Annotated in this window: 21 protein-coding genes, 4 tRNA genes and 1 riboswitch; of the genes, 7 read left to right on the top strand and 18 right to left on the bottom strand. The window is 60.4% G+C overall.

All coding sequences use genetic code 11. The features are described 5' to 3' along the window. Window positions 1-38: 38 nt before the first annotated feature. From HX793_RS11640 to uvrB, 12 genes are all read right to left on the bottom strand, one after another. Window positions 39-1,004: a hypothetical protein gene (locus HX793_RS11640; protein ID WP_256348364.1), complete on the bottom strand. Its 966-nt coding sequence runs from the start codon at window positions 1,002-1,004 to the stop codon at window positions 39-41. Window positions 1,005-1,084: 80 nt separating this feature from the next. After that, on the bottom strand, window positions 1,085-1,969 hold the full coding sequence (locus HX793_RS11635) for a hypothetical protein (RefSeq protein ID WP_177052949.1): 885 nt from the start codon (window positions 1,967-1,969) through the stop codon (window positions 1,085-1,087). Between the two features lie 564 nt (window positions 1,970-2,533). Next, window positions 2,534-3,511 carry a tRNA dihydrouridine synthase gene (locus HX793_RS11630; RefSeq protein WP_095016956.1) on the bottom strand — a complete coding sequence of 326 codons (978 nt, stop codon included), beginning with the start codon at window positions 3,509-3,511 and terminating at the stop codon, window positions 2,534-2,536. 55 nt (window positions 3,512-3,566) lie between these two features. Then, window positions 3,567-4,001 carry an acyl-CoA thioesterase gene (locus HX793_RS11625; RefSeq protein ID WP_033901813.1) on the bottom strand — a complete coding sequence of 145 codons (435 nt, stop codon included), beginning with the start codon at window positions 3,999-4,001 and terminating at the stop codon, window positions 3,567-3,569. Between the two features lie 39 nt (window positions 4,002-4,040). Then, a complete protein-coding gene (locus HX793_RS11620; protein ID WP_177052972.1) occupies window positions 4,041-4,874 on the bottom strand; it encodes an alpha/beta hydrolase in 834 nt (277 codons plus the stop codon). Between the two features lie 15 nt (window positions 4,875-4,889). Next, the gene (locus HX793_RS11615; protein ID WP_010209050.1) at window positions 4,890-5,429 is read right to left on the bottom strand and encodes a TetR/AcrR family transcriptional regulator; all 540 of its coding nucleotides are present in this window, start codon (window positions 5,427-5,429) and stop codon (window positions 4,890-4,892) included. A 182-nt stretch (window positions 5,430-5,611) separates the two neighbouring features. Beyond that, window positions 5,612-5,687 (bottom strand) — tRNA-Glu (locus HX793_RS11610). A 77-nt stretch (window positions 5,688-5,764) separates the two neighbouring features. Then, a tRNA-Ala gene (locus HX793_RS11605) sits at window positions 5,765-5,840 on the bottom strand. A gap of 50 nt (window positions 5,841-5,890) precedes the next feature. Beyond that, a tRNA-Glu gene (locus HX793_RS11600) sits at window positions 5,891-5,966 on the bottom strand. A 78-nt stretch (window positions 5,967-6,044) separates the two neighbouring features. Next, window positions 6,045-6,120, bottom strand: a tRNA-Ala gene (locus tag HX793_RS11595). Between the two features lie 147 nt (window positions 6,121-6,267). Then, window positions 6,268-7,749, bottom strand: a complete 1,482-nt coding sequence (gene gltX, locus HX793_RS11590; RefSeq protein ID WP_177052950.1) for a glutamate--tRNA ligase — start codon at window positions 7,747-7,749, stop codon at window positions 6,268-6,270. A gap of 184 nt (window positions 7,750-7,933) precedes the next feature. Beyond that, complete coding sequence (gene uvrB, locus HX793_RS11585; protein WP_016979488.1) at window positions 7,934-9,949, bottom strand: excinuclease ABC subunit UvrB; 2,016 nt, start codon at window positions 9,947-9,949, stop codon at window positions 7,934-7,936. A gap of 343 nt (window positions 9,950-10,292) precedes the next feature. Between uvrB and HX793_RS11580 the strand changes: the two genes are divergently transcribed. Continuing rightward, window positions 10,293-11,489: an amino acid aminotransferase gene (locus tag HX793_RS11580; protein ID WP_038845572.1), complete on the top strand. Its 1,197-nt coding sequence runs from the start codon at window positions 10,293-10,295 to the stop codon at window positions 11,487-11,489. A gap of 100 nt (window positions 11,490-11,589) precedes the next feature. Further along, window positions 11,590-11,799 (top strand): hypothetical protein, encoded by a 210-nt coding sequence (locus HX793_RS11575; RefSeq protein ID WP_028617133.1) that lies wholly within the window; start codon window positions 11,590-11,592, stop codon window positions 11,797-11,799. Between the two features lie 81 nt (window positions 11,800-11,880). Here the strand turns inward: HX793_RS11575 and ptrR are convergent, their stop codons facing one another. Continuing rightward, window positions 11,881-12,774, bottom strand: a complete 894-nt coding sequence (gene ptrR / locus HX793_RS11570; protein WP_016979491.1) for a putrescine utilization regulator PtrR — start codon at window positions 12,772-12,774, stop codon at window positions 11,881-11,883. Between the two features lie 104 nt (window positions 12,775-12,878). Here ptrR and HX793_RS11565 point away from each other — a divergent pair, with 104 nt between their 5' ends. Next, entirely contained in the window at window positions 12,879-14,261 is a 1,383-nt protein-coding gene (locus tag HX793_RS11565; protein WP_177095549.1) for an aldehyde dehydrogenase family protein, read from the top strand. Window positions 14,262-14,284: 23 nt separating this feature from the next. Here HX793_RS11565 and HX793_RS11560 read toward each other — a convergent pair whose 3' ends face one another. Together HX793_RS11560 and HX793_RS11555 are read right to left on the bottom strand one after the other, a co-directional pair. Then, window positions 14,285-14,590, bottom strand: coding sequence for a protealysin inhibitor emfourin (locus HX793_RS11560; RefSeq protein ID WP_177052952.1), 306 nt, complete (start codon window positions 14,588-14,590; stop codon window positions 14,285-14,287). Window positions 14,591-14,604: 14 nt separating this feature from the next. Further along, window positions 14,605-15,666, bottom strand: a complete 1,062-nt coding sequence (locus tag HX793_RS11555; protein WP_177052953.1) for a M4 family metallopeptidase — start codon at window positions 15,664-15,666, stop codon at window positions 14,605-14,607. Between the two features lie 114 nt (window positions 15,667-15,780). Here HX793_RS11555 and HX793_RS11550 point away from each other — a divergent pair, with 114 nt between their 5' ends. Next, complete coding sequence (locus tag HX793_RS11550; RefSeq protein WP_177061593.1) at window positions 15,781-16,707, top strand: DNA/RNA non-specific endonuclease; 927 nt, start codon at window positions 15,781-15,783, stop codon at window positions 16,705-16,707. Window positions 16,708-17,209: 502 nt separating this feature from the next. On the opposite strand, the gene HX793_RS11545 is transcribed toward HX793_RS11550, so the two are convergent. Then, on the bottom strand, window positions 17,210-17,653 hold the full coding sequence (locus tag HX793_RS11545) for a hypothetical protein (RefSeq protein ID WP_177095548.1): 444 nt from the start codon (window positions 17,651-17,653) through the stop codon (window positions 17,210-17,212). A gap of 103 nt (window positions 17,654-17,756) precedes the next feature. Next, a riboswitch (cobalamin riboswitch) is annotated at window positions 17,757-17,951 on the top strand. Between the two features lie 102 nt (window positions 17,952-18,053). Between HX793_RS11545 and HX793_RS11540 the strand changes: the two genes are divergently transcribed. The 3 genes from HX793_RS11540 to HX793_RS11530 are packed head-to-tail and all read left to right on the top strand — an operon-like array spanning window position 18,054 to window position 20,826. Then, a complete protein-coding gene (locus HX793_RS11540) occupies window positions 18,054-19,064 on the top strand; it encodes an ABC transporter substrate-binding protein (protein ID WP_177095546.1) in 1,011 nt (336 codons plus the stop codon). Next, window positions 19,061-20,065: a FecCD family ABC transporter permease gene (locus HX793_RS11535; RefSeq protein ID WP_177052957.1), complete on the top strand. Its 1,005-nt coding sequence runs from the start codon at window positions 19,061-19,063 to the stop codon at window positions 20,063-20,065. The genes HX793_RS11540 and HX793_RS11535 overlap by 4 nt, the downstream gene beginning before the upstream one ends. Next, entirely contained in the window at window positions 20,062-20,826 is a 765-nt protein-coding gene (locus HX793_RS11530) for an ABC transporter ATP-binding protein (RefSeq protein ID WP_177095544.1), read from the top strand. Before HX793_RS11535 ends, HX793_RS11530 begins: the two co-directional genes overlap by 4 nt. A gap of 186 nt (window positions 20,827-21,012) precedes the next feature. On the opposite strand, the gene HX793_RS11525 is transcribed toward HX793_RS11530, so the two are convergent. Both HX793_RS11525 and tspO read right to left on the bottom strand, forming a co-directional pair. Beyond that, window positions 21,013-21,957: an alpha/beta hydrolase fold domain-containing protein gene (locus tag HX793_RS11525; RefSeq protein ID WP_177052959.1), complete on the bottom strand. Its 945-nt coding sequence runs from the start codon at window positions 21,955-21,957 to the stop codon at window positions 21,013-21,015. Beyond that, a complete protein-coding gene (gene tspO, locus HX793_RS11520; protein ID WP_177052960.1) occupies window positions 21,957-22,397 on the bottom strand; it encodes a tryptophan-rich sensory protein TspO in 441 nt (146 codons plus the stop codon). Before tspO ends, HX793_RS11525 begins: the two co-directional genes overlap by 1 nt. Between the last annotated feature and the right edge of the window lie 183 nt (window positions 22,398-22,580).

Below are 22,580 nucleotides of genomic sequence, written 5' to 3'. Positions count from 1 at the left end.
TTATTGAAAAGTTGGACGAGCTCGTTAGAAATGCCTGATCAAACTTTGCGGTCAATCAAAGCAATGGCGTCCCCACCTGTGGGCCGGCCACTTTTGCGCCCATAGAGCTCCTCACTCCCCTCCACGACAGCCACTGAGTGCCCGCGCCGATTGACCATGCCAATCAAAGATTTGTCAGTGACAAAGTCACGCACCGATACGCGCGTCATATGATCCTTTAGCCCCAGACGTTTGAAGCCCTCTCCCGGCCCCCACTCATCCTCACCATCGTTGAGGCTTCTTATGGCGGCTTCAAAACTTCTACTTGCTCGCCCGTCGTTATTCTCGTTTTGCGCTCGCTTGGCAGAACATGCAAACAGAAAGTGCGCATCCTTGAGCATTCCAGGATCATTCAACCCGACAAAGTTTGAACCGCGAATCGCACTCTCCAGCTCCGCCTTGCTGAGTTTTACAGTCACGTCATCACGCATCACGACTTTAAATCCATCCGCGGTTTTCTCGACAGATTTATAAATATCCTTAGGACTTTGTCCAAACTTTTGCATCGCCGCCTTCATCGCGGAGATTGTTACGCAGTTACCATTCTTACCCTGACGGAAACCGCTGAAGACATTACTGGGCTTTGAACCGTTGCGCTTAGTGGAAAGTTCAGGAATGGGTTCACTTTGTTTATCGGTGGGTTTCGTATCGATCGTGGGTTGCACAGGTCGCGGCGGTGCAGGTACATCATTGTTTTTCGGCTCAACCGGATGCACGTCGCCACGCAAGAGGCCCAGCAGTTGGCTGAAAAACTGCTTGAACAGTTCTTCAAACTTGTTGAGCAAGGCTGAAGTGCCCGCGTTATTACTGAAACCATCAGCCTTCACCTCTGAGCGAGGAACAGGTGTTACAGCCCGAGTATTTTCTCTTCGTGCAGAATCAAGCGATGCACGAACTGAAAGGTCTGTTGCACGGTTAGGTTCAATCGTTGGCGGTGCAACACGGTTATGGCTTATCGATAACATGACTTAACTCTCATTGAGTGCCCCCTGGTCGTCACGACCAGGGAGCGAGCGTTTATGTTTAACGCATCAAGATAACGGGCTCAGAAACGTGAGCGGAGGCTGGGCCTGTTAGCTCGATGGTTGTCGAAACGCGTTTGGGAGTGGCTACTGAAATCATCAACCAAGTCATCAGGTGCGGGACTAGTAACGTCTGGAGTGGGTGGGGTGACCGGCGGTTGTGGCGATGGTTGCTTATCAAGTGCCGGCGTCATTGGCTGTTGTGGCGACGGCTGCTTATCAAGCCCTGGCGTTACTGGCGGTTGCGGCGCAACTTTCTCACCTGTATGCGGACAATGACAGTTTTGGACCTGCACCGTCACGTTGATATCAGGCGACAGCTTGTTCTTATAATCCACAGGGCTGAGAGAAAGCCTTGCCGGTCGGACATCGTGTTTGCCGTCATGCGCAGTGGTCATCTGGGTACGGCCATCGGACGTGACTTTAACCTCTGGGCCCGGCGTCACCTGTGCTCTGGTATCTGCCTCGGGGGCAACCTTGTGTTCCGCCTTCGTCTCCGGAACGATCTTGGCATCAGTGCCAGGCAGCACAGTCGTCTTGGTATCCATCCCCGGCGCAACCTTCTGCTCCGTCTTCGCATACGGAACTATCTTGACATCAGAACCAGGCTTCACCTGAGATTGCGCGTCCAATCCCCCTGGCAGCTTGGGGAACACCCCCATGCCAGCCAGCATGCTACGCATCGCCTTGACCGCGAACTCAAACATGGCAAACAACTTTTCCAGCGACTCCTTATTCATCGGCACACTGTTTTCTTTTGGTGCCGGACTACTGTCCTTAAGAAACTTACTTACACTATCCAAAGACCGAGGAAATTCTATCGACTTATCAGTTTGCATGGAGGACTGATTAAGCTGTGCATAATGTGTATTCATCGGCGCGAATTGCTTGTTCGAGACATTAGACATGTTTTATTCCTAATAACTTCGCCACCCTCCGCACGGACAGGAGAGGGACAATTATTGACATTAAGTGTGGAATAACGGCGAGCTCAACAAACTCGTAAGATTCGTGGGCTGTAACGGAGATGAGTTCCGAACAATCGAGACTTATATAAGGAAACCAAATGACCACCAGAGGCTTTTGCCTATGGACATCCGCAGAAAAACCCAGGCCGTACGCGCCTCACACCGCCCCAATAGTGGAAACGTAAAGAAACACGCCATGAACAAAGCAACTTAAAGAAAACAACAATGCTATATAAAAATCAAAAAACATGTTAATCATGCGCGCACACAAGTACCTAACCGCCCCCCAAGAACATTAAAAAATTAAAAATCAGTAGCAATCGAGGCAAATATTCATACGCCCTCGCATATATCTCGCAACAACACAAAAAATACCAAAAAATAAGTAAACACTTCAGTCTTGCCCAGGCAGTGCGTGGTGACGCCAAACGCACTTTTCAGACAAAAAAAAGGCACCTTTCGGCGCCCCTTACAGCAACAGATGAAACACTTATATATGTAAAACTAATCTTGCAGTGCAGCCGACTGTTCACGCTGTGCGGGCATGCCCAGCAAACGCCCGACCTGCTCCAGGTCGGTTTCCCTACGCATCAGCGTAAACAACTCTACCGCCTCTGGATAATTGCGGGTGAGCATCGCCAGCCATTGCTTCAAACGCCCCGGCGCCTGACGCTCGGTCAATTGCGCCACCGATTGGGTCCAGAAATCCTGAAGCATGGGCTGCATGTCTGCCCAGGTCATCTCGACGACTTCCTCACCCGCCCGCGCGGCAGCGATCTGACGCGCCAGGTCCGGACGCGCGACCAGGCCACGGCCCAGCATGATGTCTTCAGCGCCACTGACTTCGCGGCAACGCTTCCAGTCTTCGACGCTCCAGATATCGCCATTGGCGAACACTGGTACCTTGACCACGTCTTGCACCCTCGGAATCCATTCCCAATGAGCAGGCGGCTTGTAGCCATCGGCCTTGGTGCGCGCATGCACCACGATATGCGCCGCGCCACCCTCGGCCAGCGCCGTGGCGCAGACCAGGGCGCCGTCCGGGCTGTCGAAACCCAGGCGCATCTTGGCAGTGACTGGAATGTGGGCAGGCACCGCGCGGCGCACGTGTTCGACGATCTGGTTGAGCAGCTCGGGCTCCTTGAGCAACACCGCGCCGCCACGGGACTTGTTGACGGTCTTGGCCGGGCAGCCGAAGTTCAGGTCGATGACCTGCGAACCCAGTTCACAGGCCAGCGCGGCGTTTTCTGCCAGGCACACCGGGTCGGAGCCGAGCAATTGCACACGCAGCGGTACGCCGGCAGCGGTGTGAGCACCGTGCAGCAGTTCCGGGGCGAGCTTATGGAAATACGCGGGGGTAAGCAGGCGGTCGTTGACGCGGATGAACTCGGTCACGCACCAGTCAATACCGCCGACACGGGTGAGAACGTCCCGCAGGATGTTGTCGACCAACCCCTCCATGGGCGCCAAAGCAATTTGCATGGAAAACACTCAACAAAAATCGTGGCGCAGTTTACTGGGTTTCCTACAGCAACCGTTAACCCCCTGTCAGGGCGGGGCCATAACCGTCGAGAAACTCAGCGGGCATGCGCTTGGGCTTGCCGGTGGAGAGTTCGATGCAGACAAAGGTGGTTTGTGCACGCAGCAGGGTCGCACCATCACGCGGACGGACCAGTTGGAAGCGTCGGGTCATCTTCAGGCGCTGGTCCCAGTCGACGATCCAAGTGGCCAGTTGTAGCTCGTCGCCTTCGTAGCCGGCGGCCAGGTAGTCAATCTCATGGCGCACCACTGCCATGGCGCGGTCCAGGCGGCGATACTCGGTAAGGTCCAGGCCCAGGCGCTGGGAGTGGCGCCAGGCACAGCGCTCCAGCCAGGACACATACACCGCGTTGTTGGCGTGCCCCAGGCCGTCGATGTCTTCAGGGGCCACCTGCAGATCGATGATAAACGGCGTTGCCAAATCCCAGCCCATGCCTTGCTCCCAGTCGATTAACTTAACCGGGGCAGTGTATCAGGCGGTTTGCCGCTCCTGTAGACGACGGCCGGCGAACAACGCCAGCACAGCGTCGATTACGCGAGGGTCAGCCAGCACTTTCTGATGACCGCCCTGCTCCAGGCGCAGCAGGCGGCTGTCGAACCAGGCTTCGTGAATCGCCTGAGAGGCTTTGACCGGGACAAACGTATCGTCTTCGGCGTGCACGATCAGGCCAGGGATATTCATCTGGTAGTGGGCCACGTCCAAATGCTTGAGCGGCATGCCAAAGGTCTGCTCAACCTCCTGGATGAACGCCGAACGCGCCCGCGCCGGCAAACCAACCATCTTGGTGAAGCCCCGCAGCACATCCAGAAAGCGTGACGGTGCGGCAATACTCACCAACGCCTCGGTCCGCAAACCCAACTGCACCGCCAGCATCGCACTGGCGCCGCCCATGGAATGGCCAATCACCGCATGCAGCGGCGGCAACTCGGCAGCGGCTTCGAGCATGGCGCGGGCGAACAGCAGCACATGGGCTTCACGCCCTGGCGAACGGCCATGGGCGGGGCCGTCGAGGGCAATCACTGAGTAACCGTTGTCGACCAATGCCGTGATCAGGCTGGCGAATTGAGTGGGCCGTCCTTCCCAACCGTGCATCAGCAACACAGCCGGCCCTTGGCCCCAGCGCAAGGCGGACAAACCGAAACGCAAGGTGATGCGCTCCGATTGCGCCAACAGCGGCAGCTCCCAGTCACGCGGCGGCAGGTCGCGGGGTGTCATGAAGGCGCGGCGCATCTTGTTGGCCACCGTTTGCGGTGCCAGGTGCCCCAGGGTGCCGTTGAAGCGACGAATCCAGGTTAACGTGCCCATCATGACAGCCCTCTTCTATCGCACGGCCGACTTGGCGGCGCGCAGCACACGGTCAGACAACTCACCCGGCCCCAAGGCGCGGGCCAAGGCCAGGCCACCGATCATCAGCGCCATGTCGGCCAGGGCTTTATCGGTGTCTTCAGGGCTGGCGGCGAGTTGCGCGGCCATCAGCTCGCAGTGTTCGTTCAGCGCTTGGCGGAATTCATCCGGCAGACGGCTCATTTCGCCGACGGTGGCCGGGATCGGACAGGCCTGGGCGGTAGAGTCACGGTGCTTTCGTGACAGGTAGAACGCCGCCACCAGGCTTCTGCGCTCCTCTCCGGTCAACTGGGCGTCCATGTCATCAATCGACGCACGACGCTTGGCCAGCAACTGAGTAAAGGCCTCCAGCATCAACGCGTCCTTGCTTTCGAAATGCGCGTAGAAACCACCGACGGTCAGCCCCGCCGCCCCCATGACTTCACCCACACTCGGTTCGGCCGGACCGCGCTGGATCAACGCGGCGCTGGCGGCCTGCAGAATGCGTTCGCGGGTTTGCGCTTTTTTATCGCTCATCATTGCCTCCGATGTTCATGGGTTGGATATTATTACCATAATAATATTTCGCAAGCCACAGGCATGACCGCTGGTCAGAAGAGAAGAATGGGATGGAGGAAAGATTTGGCCAAACGCCAGACAAACAAAAGGGCCATTCAATAATTGAATGACCCTTAAAAATCCCGCAAAGCGGGTAATCGTGGCGTCCCCTAGGGGACTCGAACCCCTGTTACCGCCGTGAAAGGGCGGTGTCCTAGGCCACTAGACGAAGGGGACACAAACCTTCTGTACACTGATCAGGCTGAGACTGATCGATCCAAGGACGGTGTGGCCGGAACCTTGGAACTGTAAATTGGTGGAGCTAAACGGGATCGAACCGTTGACCTCTTGCATGCCATGCAAGCGCTCTCCCAGCTGAGCTATAGCCCCAAATTTTTCGTCTTTCGACGCAGCAGACCTTGCGAACTGCTTGTTGAAAATGGCGTCCCCTAGGGGACTCGAACCCCTGTTACCGCCGTGAAAGGGCGGTGTCCTAGGCCACTAGACGAAGGGGACAAAACCTTCTATACAACTGATCAGCGCTGAGAACTGATCGATTCAAGGACGGTGTGGCCAGACCTTGAACCTGTAAATTGGTGGAGCTAAACGGGATCGAACCGTTGACCTCTTGCATGCCATGCAAGCGCTCTCCCAGCTGAGCTATAGCCCCTCATCGGTGAGGACGGGGCGAATCTTAATAGCGCTTTGGAAGTGTGTCAAATTTATTTTCAACATTTTCCAAAATTTTTTGCCGGGATAACAATCACTTACCGTCGAAACCCCGGAAAACCGGGGTTTCGCCGTTTCAACCGCGTGCTTAAGCGATAGCGCTTAGCAGCTTTTCCCACTCTTTGTTTTCTTTCTTCGACACACCACCAAGCAAATCAAGGGCTTGGCGCAGACGGAAACGGGTCAGGTCCGGGCCGAGAATTTCCATTGCATCCAGCACCGACACCGAACTGGCCTGCCCGGTTATCGCGGCAAACATCAACGGCATGGCATCGCGCAGTTTCAATTCCAGGGACTCCACCACCGCCTGGATCGTCGCGGTGATCGCATCCTTTTCCCACTGGCGCAGGCTTTCCAGCTTCCACAGGATCAACTGCATCAATTGGCGAACCTGGTCACCGGAGAGTTTCTTCGACTCAAACAGCTTAGGATCCGGATTCACACCCCCGGCAAAGAAGAAGCTGGCCAACGGCGCGACCTGGCTGAACGTCTCCACCCTGCCCTGCACCAGCGGCGCGATCTTCATCATGTACTCAGGGTTCAACGCCCACTGCTGCACGCGGCTGGCGAATTCTTCCACCGGCAGGTCACGCAGCCACTGGCCGTTGAGCCACGACAGCTTCTCGATGTCGAAGATCGGTCCGCCGAGCGACACGCGGGACAGGTCGAAGTTATCGACCATTTCCTGCAGCGAGAACTTCTCGCGCTCGTCCGGCATCGACCAGCCCATGCGGCCCAAGTAGTTGAGCATCGCTTCCGGCATGAAGCCCATACGCTCGTAGAAGGTCACCGAGGTCGGGTTCTTGCGCTTGGACAGCTTGCTCTTGTCCGGGTTACGCAGCAGCGGCATGTAGCACAGCTGCGGTTGCTCCCAGCCGAAATACTCGTAGAGCAGGATCAGTTTCGGCGCCGATGGCAGCCACTCTTCGCCCCGCAGCACGTGGGTGATGCCCATCAGGTGGTCGTCGACCACGTTGGCCAGGAAGTATGTCGGCAGGCCATCGGTCTTCATCAGCACCTGCATGTCCATGCGGTCCCACGGGATCTCGACGTCACCGCGCAGCATGTCCGGCACCACGCACACGCCTTCGCTCGGCACCTTCATACGGATCACGTGAGGCTCGCCGGCGGCCAGGCGCTGGGCCACTTCTTCTTTCGACAGCAGCAGCGCGCGGCCATCATAACGTGGGGTTTCGCCACGGGCCTGTTGTTCGGCGCGCATCTGGTCCAGTTCTTCCGCGGTGCAGAAGCACGGGAACGCATGACCCATGTCGACCAATTGCTGGGTGTATTGCTTGTAGATGTCGCTGCGCTCGCTCTGGCGGTACGGGCCGTGCGGGCCGCCGACGTCCGGGCCTTCGGCCCAGGTAATGCCCAACCAGCGCAGGGCATCGAAAATCTGCTGTTCCGACTCGCGGGTGGAACGCAGTTGATCGGTGTCTTCGATCCGCAGGATGAATTCACCGCCGTGCTGCTTGGCAAAGCAGTAGTTGAACAAGGCGATGTAAGCAGTGCCGACGTGGGGATCCCCAGTAGGCGATGGCGCGATGCGCGTGCGGACGGTGGTCATGGCAGGTCTCGAATGGGCGATAAAACTGAAAATTGAAACAAGGGGCGAATGGTAACAGCCCGCAGCACCTTATTGTAGGAGCGAGCTTGCTCGCGAAGCTCGTCAACGATGACGCGGGGAACCTGATACCCCGCGGCGTTCTCGGGTTTTTCGCGAGCAAGCTCGCTCCTACAGTGATAGAGGTTTAGACCGCCAGCAGGCGCTCGCGCAACTTGCCGATCTCATCCCGCGTCTGCGCTGCCGCCTCGAACTCCAGGTCCCGCGCCAACTGGTACATTTTCTCTTCCAGTTGGCGGATGCGCTTGGTGATCTCACTCGGCGAGCGCAGTTCGTTCTCGTACTTGGCGCTTTCCTCGGCAGCCTTGGCCATGCCCTTGCGCTTCTTGCTGCGCGAGCCCGGCACGGTGGCGCCTTCCATGATGTCGGCGACGTCCTTGAACACGCCTTTGGGGATGATGCCGTTTTCCAGGTTAAACGCGATCTGCTTGTCGCGACGGCGCTGCGTCTCGCCAATCGCCCGCTCCATGGAGCCGGTAATGCGGTCCGCATAAAGAATCGCCCGGCCATTGAGGTTGCGTGCCGCACGGCCGATGGTCTGGATCAGCGAGCGTTCGGAGCGCAGGAAGCCCTCCTTGTCCGCGTCAAGGATCGCTACCAACGACACTTCCGGCATGTCCAGGCCTTCACGCAGCAGGTTGATGCCCACCAGCACGTCAAAGGTGCCCAGGCGCAGGTCGCGGATGATCTCCACGCGCTCCACGGTGTCGATGTCCGAGTGCAGGTAACGCACGCGCACGCCGTGGTCGGCCAGGTAGTCGGTCAAGTCTTCGGACATGCGCTTGGTCAGCGTGGTGACCAGCACCCGCTCTTCCAGGGCCACACGCTTGGTGATCTCCGAGAGCAAATCGTCAACCTGGGTCAATGCCGGGCGGATTTCGATTTCCGGGTCCACCAGGCCGGTCGGGCGCACCAGCTGCTCAATCACGCGGCCGGCATGCTCGGCCTCATAGTTGCCCGGCGTCGCCGACACAAAGATGGTCTGCGGGCTGATGCTTTCCCACTCGTCAAAGCGCATCGGCCGGTTATCCAGGGCCGACGGCAGGCGGAAACCGTACTCCACCAGGGTTTCTTTACGCGAACGGTCGCCCTTATACATCGCGCCCACTTGCGGCACGCTGACGTGGGACTCATCGATCACCAGCAGCGCATCAGGCGGCAGGTAATCGTACAGGGTCGGCGGCGGCGCGCCGGATTCACGGCCCGACAGGTAGCGCGAGTAGTTTTCGATGCCGTTGCAGTAACCCAGCTCCAGGATCATCTCCAGGTCGAAACGGGTACGTTGCTCCAGGCGCTGGGCTTCGACCAGTTTGTTGTTGGAGCGCAGGTACTCCAGACGCTCGGCCAACTCGACCTTGATGCCTTCGATGGCGCCCATCAGGGTTTCACGCGGGGTCACATAGTGGCTTTTCGGATAGAAGGTAAAGCGCGGCAGTTTGCGGATCACCTCACCAGTCAACGGGTCGAAGGCCGACAGGCTTTCTACTTCATCGTCGAACAGCTCGATGCGGATCGCTTCCAGATCGGATTCTGCCGGATAGATGTCGATCACATCGCCGCGCACGCGGAAGGTGGCGCGGGCAAAGTCCATGTCGTTGCGCGTGTATTGCAGGCTGGTCAGGCGGCGCAGCAGTTCGCGCTGGTCGAGTTTGTCGCCGCGATCGACGTGCAGCACCATCTTCAGATAGGTTTCCGGGCTGCCCAGACCGTAGATGCACGACACGGTGGTGACGATGATCGCGTCCTTGCGCTCCAGCAAGGCCTTGGTCGCCGACAGCCGCATCTGCTCGATGTGGTCGTTGATCGACGCATCCTTCTCGATAAAGGTGTCGGAGGACGGCACGTAGGCTTCGGGCTGGTAGTAGTCGTAGTAGGAAACGAAGTACTCCACCGCGTTGTTCGGGAAGAACGCCTTGAACTCGCCGTACAGCTGCGCGGCCAGGGTCTTGTTCGGCGCCAGCACCAGGGTGGGCCGGTTGATCTGCGCAATCACGTTGGCAATGCTGAAGGTCTTGCCCGAGCCGGTCACCCCGAGCAGGGTCTGGTGCGCCAGCCCGGCTTCGATGCCTTCGACCATCTGGCGAATGGCTTCCGGTTGATCGCCGGCGGGTTCAAAGCGGGTGACGAGCTGGAAATCCGACATAACGTACCTCGTGAAGTCACCCCAGACTCGAAACCGCCAGGGACGAAATAGCTCAACAACCGGCGAAAAATCATCGCAGGTTGCAGGAAAAAACCATGATAGCTGTAGAAGTGGTGGCGAATGTGACGGGTTTCAAGGCAATCGCCCTACGCGCCCTGACCGATCAATGTTGCAATAAGACTAACGGTCAGCAAATAAACCGAAAAACTTGGCCGAAAAGCCGTTTCGGCTGTCGCCTCAGGCGGTGATGGTCTCTATACTAACTCCCCGTTTGTGCACCGCTCTAGTGCATTCGGCTGGAGCGCGACACGTCCCTCCTACCCCCCATAGAGCTGCCGCAAAAATGAGCCTGTTCTCCGCTGTCGAAATGGCACCACGCGATCCAATCCTGGGCCTCAACGAAGCATTCAACGCCGATACACGAACCACCAAGGTCAACCTTGGCGTGGGCGTTTACTGCAACGAGGAGGGGAAGATTCCACTCTTGCGTGCCGTTGCCGAAGCGGAAGCCATTCGCGTGGCGCAACACGCCGCCCGTGGCTACTTGCCAATCGACGGCATCGCGGCCTACGACAAGGCCGTGCAAACCCTGCTGTTCGGCGCTGAATCGCCCCTGCTGAACGCTGGCCGCGTCACCACCGTGCAAGCGGTAGGCGGCACTGGCGCGCTGAAGCTGGGTGCTGATTTCCTCAAGCAACTGCTGCCAAACGCCGTCGTCGCCATCAGCGACCCGAGCTGGGAAAACCACCGTGCCTTGTTCGAAACCGCCGGTTTCCCGGTGCAGAACTACCGCTACTACGACGCCGCCACCCACGACGTGAACCGTGCCGGCCTGCTCGAAGACCTCAACGCCCTGCCGCCCCAGTCCATCGTGGTGCTGCATGCGTGCTGCCACAACCCGACCGGCGTCGACCTGAGCCCGGCCGACTGGCAGAACGTGCTGGACGTGATCAAGGCCAAGAACCTGGTGCCGTTCCTCGACATGGCCTACCAGGGCTTTGGCGATGGCATCCACGAAGACGCCGCTGCCGTGCGCCTGTTCGCTGAATCGGGCCTGACCTTCTTTGTCTCCAGCTCGTTCTCCAAGTCGTTCTCCCTGTACGGCGAACGGGTGGGCGCACTGTCCATCGTCGGCGACTCCAAGGAAGAAAGCGCGCGCATCCTGTCCCAGGTCAAACGCGTGATCCGCACCAACTACTCCAACCCGCCGACCCACGGCGCGGCGATCGTTGCAGCGGTACTGAACAACCCTGAACTGCGCGCTCAGTGGGAAGCCGAACTGGCCGAAATGCGCCTGCGCATCCGTGGCATGCGTGAGCAGATGGTGAGTGAGCTGGCCAAGGCTGCTCCGGGCCACGACTTCAGCTTCGTCGGCCGCCAGCGTGGGATGTTCTCCTACTCCGGCCTGACCGTTGAGCAAGTCACCCGCTTGCGCAGCGAGTTTGGTATCTACGCACTGGATACCGGCCGTATCTGCGTGGCGGCGTTGAACCAGTCGAACATTGATGCAGTCACAAAGGCAATCGTTCAGGTGCTGTAAACCTGCAGCTGTTGCACCAGAAGGGGAAGCCGATGGCTTCCCCTTTTTCGTCTCCAGCCCCTAGACTGAACCTTGACCGCCCCTTTGCTGTGAGAATGCTATGAGAAACGACGACCTGGACCTGCGCGCCGACCGCGACGAACTGCATGACTACGCCCCACGCGCACCGCAACCCAAGCGCCAGAAGAGCTTGGTGCTGCAAGTGGCGTTGGGTGTGTTCCTGGGTGGCCTGGCACTGTGGCTGGTGCAATTGGGCGCGACTGCACTGATGGCAAAGCTGGCGATGGGCACCCTGCAATTTGGCGGCTGAACACCTCCCGCCGCTGTAGGAGCGAGCTTGCTCGCGAAAAACCAGAGACCGCCGCGTACAACCAGGCAGCCCGCATTATCGTTAACGATCTTCGCGAGCAAGCTCGCTCCTACAGAGGTCGCGTTCTTCGAGTAGTTTTACGAAGCTGTTCAAACTCTGCGACACCGTCCCCCGCCGCCAGATCAGCCAGGTGTGCAGAATCCGGAAGTTATCCGTCAGCGGCCACACACTCACTGCCGCAAACCCCGGCATGTTTTCCAACATGCTGCGCGGCATCAACGCCAATCCCGCGCCGGCGCTGACGCAAGCCAGCATGCCGTGGTAGGACTCAATCTCGAAAATCTTCCCCGGCGCCGCGCCGTCTTGTGAAAACCAGCGCTCGAAATGGTGGCGGTAAGAGCAATTGGAGCGGAACGTGTAGATATTCTCGCCATTCACATCCTGGCCCCGGGTAATCGGCGCATGATGCAGCGGCGCGATCACCACCATCTCTTCCTCGAACACCGCCACGCCTTCCAGGGTCGCGTGCAACAGCGGGCCGTCGACGAACGCCGCCGTCAGCCGCCCGGATAACACGCCTTCGATCATGGTGCCTGAAGGCCCGGTACTCAGGTCCAGCTCAACCTTGGTGTGTTTCTGGTTGTACGCCGCCAGCAGCGCCGGGATACGCACCGCCGCCGTGCTCTCCAGCGAACCCAGGGCAAACGCGCCCTGGGGCTCCTCGCCCGCCACGGTTGCGCGGGCTTCCTGTACCAGGTCGAGAATGCGCCGCGCATAGCCAAGGAAATTCCACCCGGCCGGTGACAAGCGCAGGCGGCTTTTCTCGCGGATGAACAGCTCCACCCCGAGGTCCTGCTCCAGTTGCTTGATGCGCGTGGTCAAGTTCGACGGCACACGATGAATCAACTGCGCGGCGGCGCTGATGCTGCCTTGCTCGGCCACGGCCTTGAAGATTTCCAGCTGCACCAGGTCCAAATCATTCTCCAATCGTGAACGTATTGCTTAATATTATTCAGTTTCCAGAAAAGTGATAGCCCCGTACGCTGAACCCCACTTAACTCATTCAGCAGGACGGTGCCATGAACGCGACTACCCACGCCCTCTCGATCAACCCGGCCAACGGCGAAACGGTCGGCAGCTATCCGTATGAAACCGCGCAGCAACTGGACGCCGCCCTCGACCGCTCCACCCTCGCCTTCCGGGCCTGGCGCCGCCAGCCGGTGAGCCAGCGCGCCGAGTTGCTGCTGAGCCTGGCCAGCGCCCTGCGCGAACAAGCCGAAGACATGGCACAGATGATCACCCTGGAAATGGGCAAACCCATCGCCCAGGCCCGTGCCGAAATCGAAAAATGCGCGCAACTCAGCGAATGGTACGCCGCCCATGGCCCCGCCATGCTCGCCCCAGAACCGACCCTGGTGGACAACGGCAGCGCGCAGATCGAATACCGCCCGCTGGGACCGATCTTCGCCGTGATGCCGTGGAACTTCCCGGTATGGCAAGTGTTGCGCGGCGCCGTGCCGACGATGCTGGCCGGCAACACCTATGTGCTCAAACACGCACCGAACGTGATGGGCAGCGCCTATCTGATCCAGCGGGCGTTCCAGAAGGCCGGTTTTGCCGAAGGCCTGTTTGAAGTGGTCAACGTGACCAACGAAGGCGTGTCCAAAGCCATCGCCGACCCACGCATCGCCGCCGTTACCCTTACCGGCAGCGTGCGCGCCGGTATCGCCATTGGCTCCCAGGCTGGCGCGGCGCTGAAAAAGTGCGTGCTGGAATTGGGCGGCTCGGACCCGTTCATCGTGCTCAACGACGCCGACCTCGACGCCGCCGTGCAAGCCGCGCTGATCGGTCGCTTCCAGAACAGCGGCCAAGTCTGCGCCGCCGCCAAACGCCTGATCATCGAGGAAGGCGTAGTGGAAGCCTTCACCGCCAAATTCGTCGAGGCCAGCCGTGCTCTGGTGATGGGTGACCCGACGTCAGCCGCCACCTACATCGGCCCGATGGCGCGCTTCGATCTGCGCGACGAGTTGCATGGTCAGGTCCAGGCCACCCTGGAAGAAGGCGCGACCCTGCTGCTGGGCGGCCACAAAGTGCCCGGCGCCGGCAACTACTACGAACCCACCGTGCTGGCAGGCGTCACCGACCAGATGACCTCGTTCAAACAGGAACTGTTCGGCCCAGTCGCCTCGATCATCACCGCCCGCGATGCCAACCATGCGGTGGCCCTGGCGAATGACAGCGAGTTCGGCCTTACCGCGAGCATCTTCACCACCGACCCGGCCAAGGCGCGGGATATCGCCAACCAATTGGAAACCGGCGGCATTTTCGTCAACGCCTTCAGCGTCTCCGACCCTCGGGTGGCGTTTGGTGGGATCAAGAAGAGTGGTTTCGGCCGCGAGCTGTCGCACTTCGGCGTGCGGGAATTCTGCAACGCGCAGACGGTGTGGCTGGACCGCAAGTAAGCTGGCCATGACGGCGGCCTGTCTCAGCAACGCACATGCCGCCGCACGCACTGCACCAACCCATCCAAGGCCTGCGATTTGACTGGCGCGAGCACGCAAACCGTGTGCTCGCGCTCGTCTTCCTTCACCGTCAGGGTGTAATGCACCTGCCCAGGATTACCCGGCGCAGGTGCATGGCTTTGTGGCAACTCAAAGAAGTCGCACGCCTCGACAAGCCGCCGCAGCTCCCGCTGATCCTGCTCCGGCAGCGCGTCCAGCTCCACCGTCTGAGGCTTGGCCAAGCCCGGAAAATAACCGGGGCCGCCGTTTTCCTTGATCGAAATTTGCATGGCTGTTCCTCACGTCAGACAGAAATGCCGACCGCCTTCCAACCTTCCTTGACCGCCTTCTGTTCATCCTTGTTCACACCGTAAAGCCGGCCAGCCACATCGTAAGTAATGCGCGCAAAGCGCAGGAACCCCGAGTTGGGCCGCAGCCGCGCATCCCGCAGCGCGTCATACCAAATGCGCCCGGCGCGCTCCCAGGCAAAACCGCCGAGCTTGGTCGCCACCTGGTAGAACGCATGGTTGGGAATGCCGGAGTTGATATGCACCCCGCCATTGTCCTCGTAGGTCTGCACAAAATCATCCATGTGCCCCGGCTGAGGGTCCTTGCCCAGCAGTTTGTCGTCAAACGCCGTGCCAGGGGCTTTCATCGAACGCAGGGCGGTGCCTTTGATCTTTTGGGTGAACAGCCCTTTGCCGATCAACCAATCAGCGTCTTGCGCGCTTTGCTTCAAGGCATATTGCTTGATGAGCGAGCCGAACACATCCGAGAGCGACTCGTTCAACGCGCCGGACTGATTGAAATACATCAGCTTGGCCTCGTCCTCGGTGACGCCATGCGCCAACTCATGGCCGATCACGTCGAGCGCCACCGTGAAGCGGTTGAACAACTGCGCGTCTCCATCGCCGAACACCATCTGGGTCGAGTTCCAGAACGCATTGTTGTAGTTCTGGCCAAAATGCACCGTGGCATCCAACGCCATACCGGCGTCGTCGATGGAGTTACGATCGAAGACCTGGTCGAAAAAATCGAAGGTGGCGCCCAAGCCCTCGTAAGCTTCGTCCACCGCGGCATCCCCACTGGCGGGTTGCCCCTCACCACGCACCAGCGTGCCCGGCAGGCTGTCGGTGCCTTCGGCACTGTAGATCGAGCGACGCTTATCCGCGCCCATGGCCAGGGCCATGTGCGCCGGCCCCTTGGCAGGCTCGGCGACCATGCGCAACGAGCGAAAGGTCGTGTCCTTGGCGCGGGTGCGCAACGCGACCTCCCGTTGCGCTTTATCGCCGTTGCGCGCGATCTGGTCGAGCATGTAGGGCGGGATCAGGCAGAAAATCGGGTTACGGTCATGGCGATCACACATCGGCTGGCTCCTTGTCGGCAATGACTGTTTGAGGATAGTCCCCCGGGGTTAACGCGCATCATCAATTGTCATTAAGCTATGTTGCAGTCGTGTTTATCCAAGGAGGACTGACCGATGCCTGCACGTAAAACCAAAATCGACCTTTCATACCGCCCCCGGCTCGCTGACCTGCGCCCGTTGATCGCACCGAGCCCCACGCTGCTGGAGGCGCGTGCCGCGACACCCCGCGTCACCCCCGCCAAAGACTTGAAGGACCGACGCGGCTACGCCGAGGACTTTCTCGGCAACTTCGAGGTGCCCTGGCCCACGGTTGAAAAAGCCTTGTCGGGGGACGCACAAAAACGCCTGGACTACACGCACTTCTCGATCACGATGTCACGCGCCAAGCGACTTGCGCTGTATGTGGGCGTCAACATCGATGGTGGTCAGCACGTAGAGATCATTCGCAGCAACGACACCTGGGCCTATGACGGCCGCCTGCCCGTCGACGCGCAGGTGGGCGAAGCGCTGTATGCCAGCAATGGCCTGGATCGCGGCCACCTGGTCCGCCGACAAGACCCCAACTGGGGCGATGAGGCGCAAACCGCCAACCTCGATACCTTCCATTTCACCAACTGCTCGCCGCAGATGAGCGGGTTCAACCAGAAGACCTGGCTGGAACTCGAAGACTACATCCTCGACAACACCCAACGCTGGAAAGCCCGCGCCACGGTGTTCACCGGCCCGGTATTCGCCGACGACGACCGGGTGTACCGAGGCGTGCAGATTCCCAAGGCGTTCTGGAAAGTGGTCGCCTACCTCAGCGACAACGGCAAGCCTAGCGCGAGTGCCTACATGATTGACCAGAGCCGCGAACTGGGCCAACTCGACCTGGTGTTCGGCCAGCTCAGGACCTACCAGCGCAGCGTGATCCAGATCGAGCGCCTGACCGGTCTGCGCTTCGGCAACCTGGCCGACTACGACGGCTTCAGCAACGAAGAGCGCGCCACCGGCACGCGGATTGAAGCGCTGATACAGGGGCCTGAAGACATTCGTCTCTGACCGACGCTTCACATGTTGAACTGCGTCACACGCCAACCACGATGCGAAGCGAGCCGCTCTTGATCTGGCTTTTGATCTCAGGCGCCCCGTCAAACACGCTGGCCGAACGCAGGCTTGAATCCGTGGGTAACCCGGCAGGACGCCGGGTTAGCCGCGCTGGGCCAAGGATGGCCCATCGCGGCGGCCCACGGATTCAAGCCTGCGATCGGGCACACCGAGCCTAGGCGAGGTGCCGAGTGTTGGGGCGAAGCGTTTTTGGTTACTTTTTGCGCTCTTCAAAAAGTGACCCGCTGTAAGAGCGGAACCCATAGCCGCCATTACCTAAATAACGGATATGTACCCGGTCTGATCCAACATCCAGGCCAGCTGTCAGGCCGCCTTCGCAGGCAAGCCAGCTCCCACATTCTGAATCGCAGGAGTAACAGTAAGATTGCGGCCGACCGTCAAGCCGCCAGCGCCGTACCCAGCGAGGTGTGGATACTTGCGCCCTTTGGCCGCCCCCTCACTGCGCACTGATGTAATGAAACTGCGCCTGCGACTTCTCGACCGCCGCACGCACCAGGTCTTTCTGTGCGTCGGTGCCCGAGTAGTAAATCTGCAGGCCCTTCAAATCCTGCCCTTCGACGGCTTTGCCGATCACGGCAACATCAACCGGCGTGCCGGCCCCCATGATCAAAAAGAACACGTCGCCCAAGCGCTTGGTATTCAGCAATTCGCCCCTGAGGCTGGCAGCGTTTTGGTCGCCGGCCAGGGAAATCGCCAGGGTGTCGCCGAACATACCGCTTTTAGGGATGCTCATCGTGTGCAAGCGCAGTTTGTCTGAGTCGGCGGGCATCGACTTGACATAGGCGGTGGAGGCCTCGTCGAGAATCTGCTGTTCAGATTTACCCTGAGTGGCACAACCGGCCAGGGTGGCGATAAGGACGAGCGCGACAAATGATTTCACGGTGTATTCCTTGTGATAAAGCGATCCATGGGCTGAGCATCATAGGAGCCTGACCGCCAGAGAGCTACCGTTGACTTCACGCCCTCCCGTTCAACCGCGTGATCGACTACCATACCGCGCCGGTTCCCAAACGGGACTAATAGGGAATCCGAAGCGCGGCACACCCGCGCCAATCGGAACTGCCCCCGCAACTGTAGGTGCTGAGCCTGCTCCTTGATGCCACTGGACCTTGTCCGGGAAGGCCGGAGCCGGGCGACGACGCATCAGTCAGGAGACCTGCCGGCTCGAGCTCAACTACTAACCGGCGGGGTGTCCGGGAAGGACATTCTTGCCTGTCGCTACCACAGCGCTCGAGGGTGTATTTCCGAATGGCACGCACGCTTCACTCGGAGATAGCCCCATGCTGCCACGCGTTACCGCCCTGCTTACCGGTCTGGGCTTCTGTGCCCTGGCCCAAGCCGCACCCACCCACTACCCGCTGACCGTGGAAAACTGCGGCAGCACCCTAACCTTCCAGCAAGCCCCGGCCCGCAGCGTGACCATCGGCCAGGCCGCCACCGAGATGCTCTACGCCCTGGGCGTGGGCAATAAAGTGGTCGGCACCTCGCTGTGGTTCAACAGCGTACTGCCACAGTACAAAGCGCAGAACGACACCATCGAGCGCCTGGCCAACAATGAGCCAAGTTTTGAGGCCGTGATCGCCAAGCGCCCGCAACTGGTGGCCGCCGAGCTGGAATGGGTGGTCGGGCCGCAAGGCGTGGTCGGCACCCGCGAGCAATTCCATGAACTGAAGATTCCCACCTACCTGCTGCCCTCCGACTGCGAAGGCAAGGACAACCTGGTCGGCGCCGACGGCACGCGGCTGGAGCCGTTTCGCATCGAGACGATCTATAAAAGCATCAGCCAACTCGCCGAGATCTTCGACGTGCAGGCACGCGGCCAACAACTGAACGAAGAACTCAAGGCGCGCCTGGCCAAATCCGTCGCCACCGTGCAGAGCAAGGGCCTCAAGCAAGCCAGCGCCTTGGTGTGGTTCTCCAGTTCCGAGATGGCCAGTGACCCTTATGTGGCCGGCCACAAGGGCATTCCGGAGTTCATGCTGGAAACCCTCGGTTTGCATAATGTCGTGCAGTCCGACGAAGAGTGGCCCGCCGTCGGCTGGGAAACCCTCGCCAAGGCCAACCCGACCGTGCTGGTGATCGCGCGCATGGACCGCCGCCGCTACCCTGCCGACGATCATGAAAAGAAACTGGCCTTCCTGCGCAGCGACCCGGTCACCCGCAACATGGACGCGGTGAAAAACAACCGCATCATCATCCTCGACGCCCTGGCGCTGCAGGCCAGCATCCGCACGTTCGACGGCCTTGAACAACTGGCCACGGCCATCGACGGCTACGATCTAACCAAATGATACGCACCCTACTCGCCCTGGCCCTGCTATTAGCCGCCGTACTCGCGGGCGTGGCCATCGGCGAAACCGCCATCTCGCCGCAGGTGGTACTCCAAGTCCTCGCCAACAAACTGTGGGCGGCTGGCTACGTGCTCGACCCTATCGACGAAGGCGTGGTGTGGAACTACCGCCTCACCCGCGCCCTGGTCGCCGCTGCGTGCGGCGCCGGGCTGGCGACGTGCGGCGTGATCCTGCAATCGCTGTTGCGCAACCCGCTGGCCGATCCGTACCTGCTGGGCATCAGCGCCGGCGCCTCGACCGGCGCGGTGCTGGTGGCGTTGATCGGTGTGGGCGGCGGTTTGATCTCGTTGTCGGCGGGCGCGTTTGTCGGCGCCATGGCCGCGTTTGCGCTGGTGATCCTGCTCGCCCGCGCCAGCGGTTCGGTTAGTGGCACCGGCCAGATCATCCTGGCGGGCATTGCCGGCTCGCAATTGTTCAATGCGCTCACCGCGTTCCTGATCACCAAATCCGCCAGTTCCGAACAGGCGCGCGGCATCATGTTCTGGCTACTCGGTAACCTCAGTGGCGTGCGCTGGCCTTCGGTGTGGCTGGCGGTGCCGGTGGCGGTTGCAGGCTTGGCGGTGTGCCTGTGGCACCGTCGGGCGCTGGATGCGTTTACCTTCGGCAGCGACTCGGCGGCGTCCCTCGGCATTCCGGTGCGCCGCGTGCAGTTCGTGCTGGTGGGCTGCGCGGCGCTGGTGACGGCGGTGATGGTGTCGATTGTCGGCTCCATCGGGTTTGTGGGGCTGGTGATTCCCCACGCCGTGCGCCTGTTGCTTGGCACCGGGCATTCGCGCTTGCTGCCGGCCAGTGCGTTGGGCGGCGCGTTGTTCTTGATTGCGGCGGATGTGCTGTCACGCACCTTGATCAAGGGCCAAGTGATTCCGGTCGGTGTGGTCACGGCGCTGGTCGGTGCGCCGGTGTTTGCGCTGATCCTCATTGGCCGGAGGAATGCGCGATGACCGTGCTGAGCTGCACAGGATTGGGTTTCAAAGTGCGCGAGGCGCAATTGCTGAGCGACATTCATCTGGACGTTCAGCCGGGCGAAACCCTCGGTATCGTCGGGCCGAACGGCTCCGGTAAATCCACCTTGCTCAAGTTGCTCGCCGGCCTGCGCACCCCAGCGTCCGGCGAAGTGCTGCTGGGCGGCCAGCGCCTGGGCAAGCTGTCGCGCCGCGCCATCGCGCAACAACTGGCGGTGGTGGAACAGCAGGCCGACACCGACGACGCCATCCGCGTGTTCGACGCCGTGGCGCTGGGCCGAACCCCGTGGTTGTCGGCGCTGAGCCCGTGGTCGAATGAAGACGACGTCATCGTCAATCAGGCGCTGCACGACGTCGACGCCACCCACCTGAGCCATCGCGCCTGGCGCAGCCTCTCGGGCGGTGAACGCCAACGCGTGCACATCGCCCGTGCGTTGGCGCAACGGCCGCAGATCCTGTTGCTGGATGAGCCGACCAATCATTTGGATATCCAGCATCAGCTTGGCATGTTGAAGGGCGTGCAAGGGTTGCCCGTCACCACCTTGATTGCCCTGCATGATCTGAACCAGGCGCTGACCTGCGATCGGCTGGCGGTGTTGGATCACGGGCGGTTGGTGGCACTGGGCAAGCCACTGGAGGTGTTGACGCCGCAGCGTTTGCAGGAGACTTTTGGGGTGCAGGCGCACTATCTGACAGACCCGTTTGATGGGGCGCAAATCCTGCGGCTACGCTCGGTTTAATGATGGAAAGGAGATTACTGTGGCGAGCGGGCTTGCCCCGCGTTGGGCTGCGAAGCGGCCCCAATAAGGCCACTGCGTTCCTTCAGGTCGAACGGGTTCGCATGGTTTAGGGCCGCTTCGCAGCCCAACGCGGGGCAAGCCCGCTCGCCACAACAAGCTCGCTCGCCACACATAGACCACTGAACCTCATTGCATCAGCGTCGTCTGCCGCTCGCTACCGTCCACGCGCTGGCTTATCCACCGGCGGCTGTAGGCAAGCACTCCCGCCCCCATCGCCACGGGAAAATGAATAAACCCATGTGCCGCCTCCGGCAACAAATGCGCCTCAGCCCCCGGCCACCGCTCAGCTATCAACAGCGTGTCATCCTTCAACGGATCAAGCTCCCCCACGAACATCAACGCCGGGGGCAGGCCTTCGAAGTCGCCATACAACGGTGACAGCGGCGACTGGCGTCGCGCGTCATCGTTCAACCCCGGCGTGAGCAGGCGCAGCGCGTCGACCATACCCGGCCCGTCCAGCAACAGGGTGTCGGGCCCCGCCGCGCGCACGCTGGGTGTGCCGGTCAGGTCGTAGACGCCGTAATACAACACCGCCCCGCTCACCCGCTGGAGCAGCGCCGGCCATTGCTTCAGCGCCAGCAAAGTGGCCGCTGCCAGGTGCCCACCGGCGGACTCGCCGACGACAATCACCGGCAGCCCGGCAAATTCCTCCGTGGTGAGCAGCCACCGCGCCGCCGCCAGGCAGTCGTCCATCAGCCCTTCGACCGGCGTGTCGACTGCCAGCCGATAATCCACCGACACCACCGCCACGTCGCAGGCATTGACCATGCCCAGGTTGAGGTCGTCATCCATCTGCGCGTTGCCGATCACCCAGCCGCCGCCGTGGATATCCAGTACCACGCCCTTGGGCTGGCCGCTGGGGCGCAGGATGCGCACGGGGACTGAGTCGACGTAGCGGGTTTGCGCCAAAGGCGCTTGCTTGATCTTTTGACTGACCCGCAACAGCGCCTGGATCAAACGCGGCGTGACGCGATTGCGGATCTTGAAGCGCGGCAACCAGGCGAGCTTTTGGTTGAAGCGCCGCATTTCGGCCAGTTCGGACTCACTGGCGGGCCAGGCTTTAACGGCCATCAGCGGTTATTGCGCAGGATCGAGAAATTCAGCGCCGCCGCCACGCACAACCACGCCAGGTACGGGAACAGAATCAAGCCGGTGATCAGGTCCAACTGCACCGCCAGCACCACCATCGTCGCCACGGTCAGCCACAACACAGCCAGAATCACCATCCCGGCGAGGATGCGATGGGCGCCGAAAAACACCGGCGTCCACAAGGTGTTCAACGCAATCTGCGCCGCCCACAGCGCCAACACGGTTTGGCTGCCCGGAATCAGGCTGAGGCGGTAACCGGCCCAGGCCAGCAGCAGGTAGATGATCGTCCACGCCACCGGGAACAACCAATTGGGCGGGGTGAAACTGGGTTTGACCAGGGATTCGTACCAGGCCCCCGGTTTGAAGAGCATGCCGGTACTGGCAGCAGCGACGCAGGCGAGCAGGAAGATGAAGAAGGTCATGGGCGATCCTTGGCTGTCGTCAGCGGTGATGAAAAAGGGCTTTTCCGTGCATCCTTCAATGACTCAACCCACCTTCAAAAATTCAATCAAATACTCAATGGGACAGCGTGCGATCCCACTGACCCGCTGCATGCACGCCCCCCCTGAACAACCGGGCTACCCGCTTAAATCAGAAAGTACTGC

It is taken from the genome of Pseudomonas reactans (assembly GCF_013387025.1).
GTDB classification, from domain to species: Bacteria; Pseudomonadota; Gammaproteobacteria; order Pseudomonadales; family Pseudomonadaceae; genus Aquipseudomonas; species Aquipseudomonas reactans.
The sequence above is the reverse complement of the archived record's forward strand: the minus strand, read 5'-3'. Positions and strand labels throughout refer to the sequence as shown.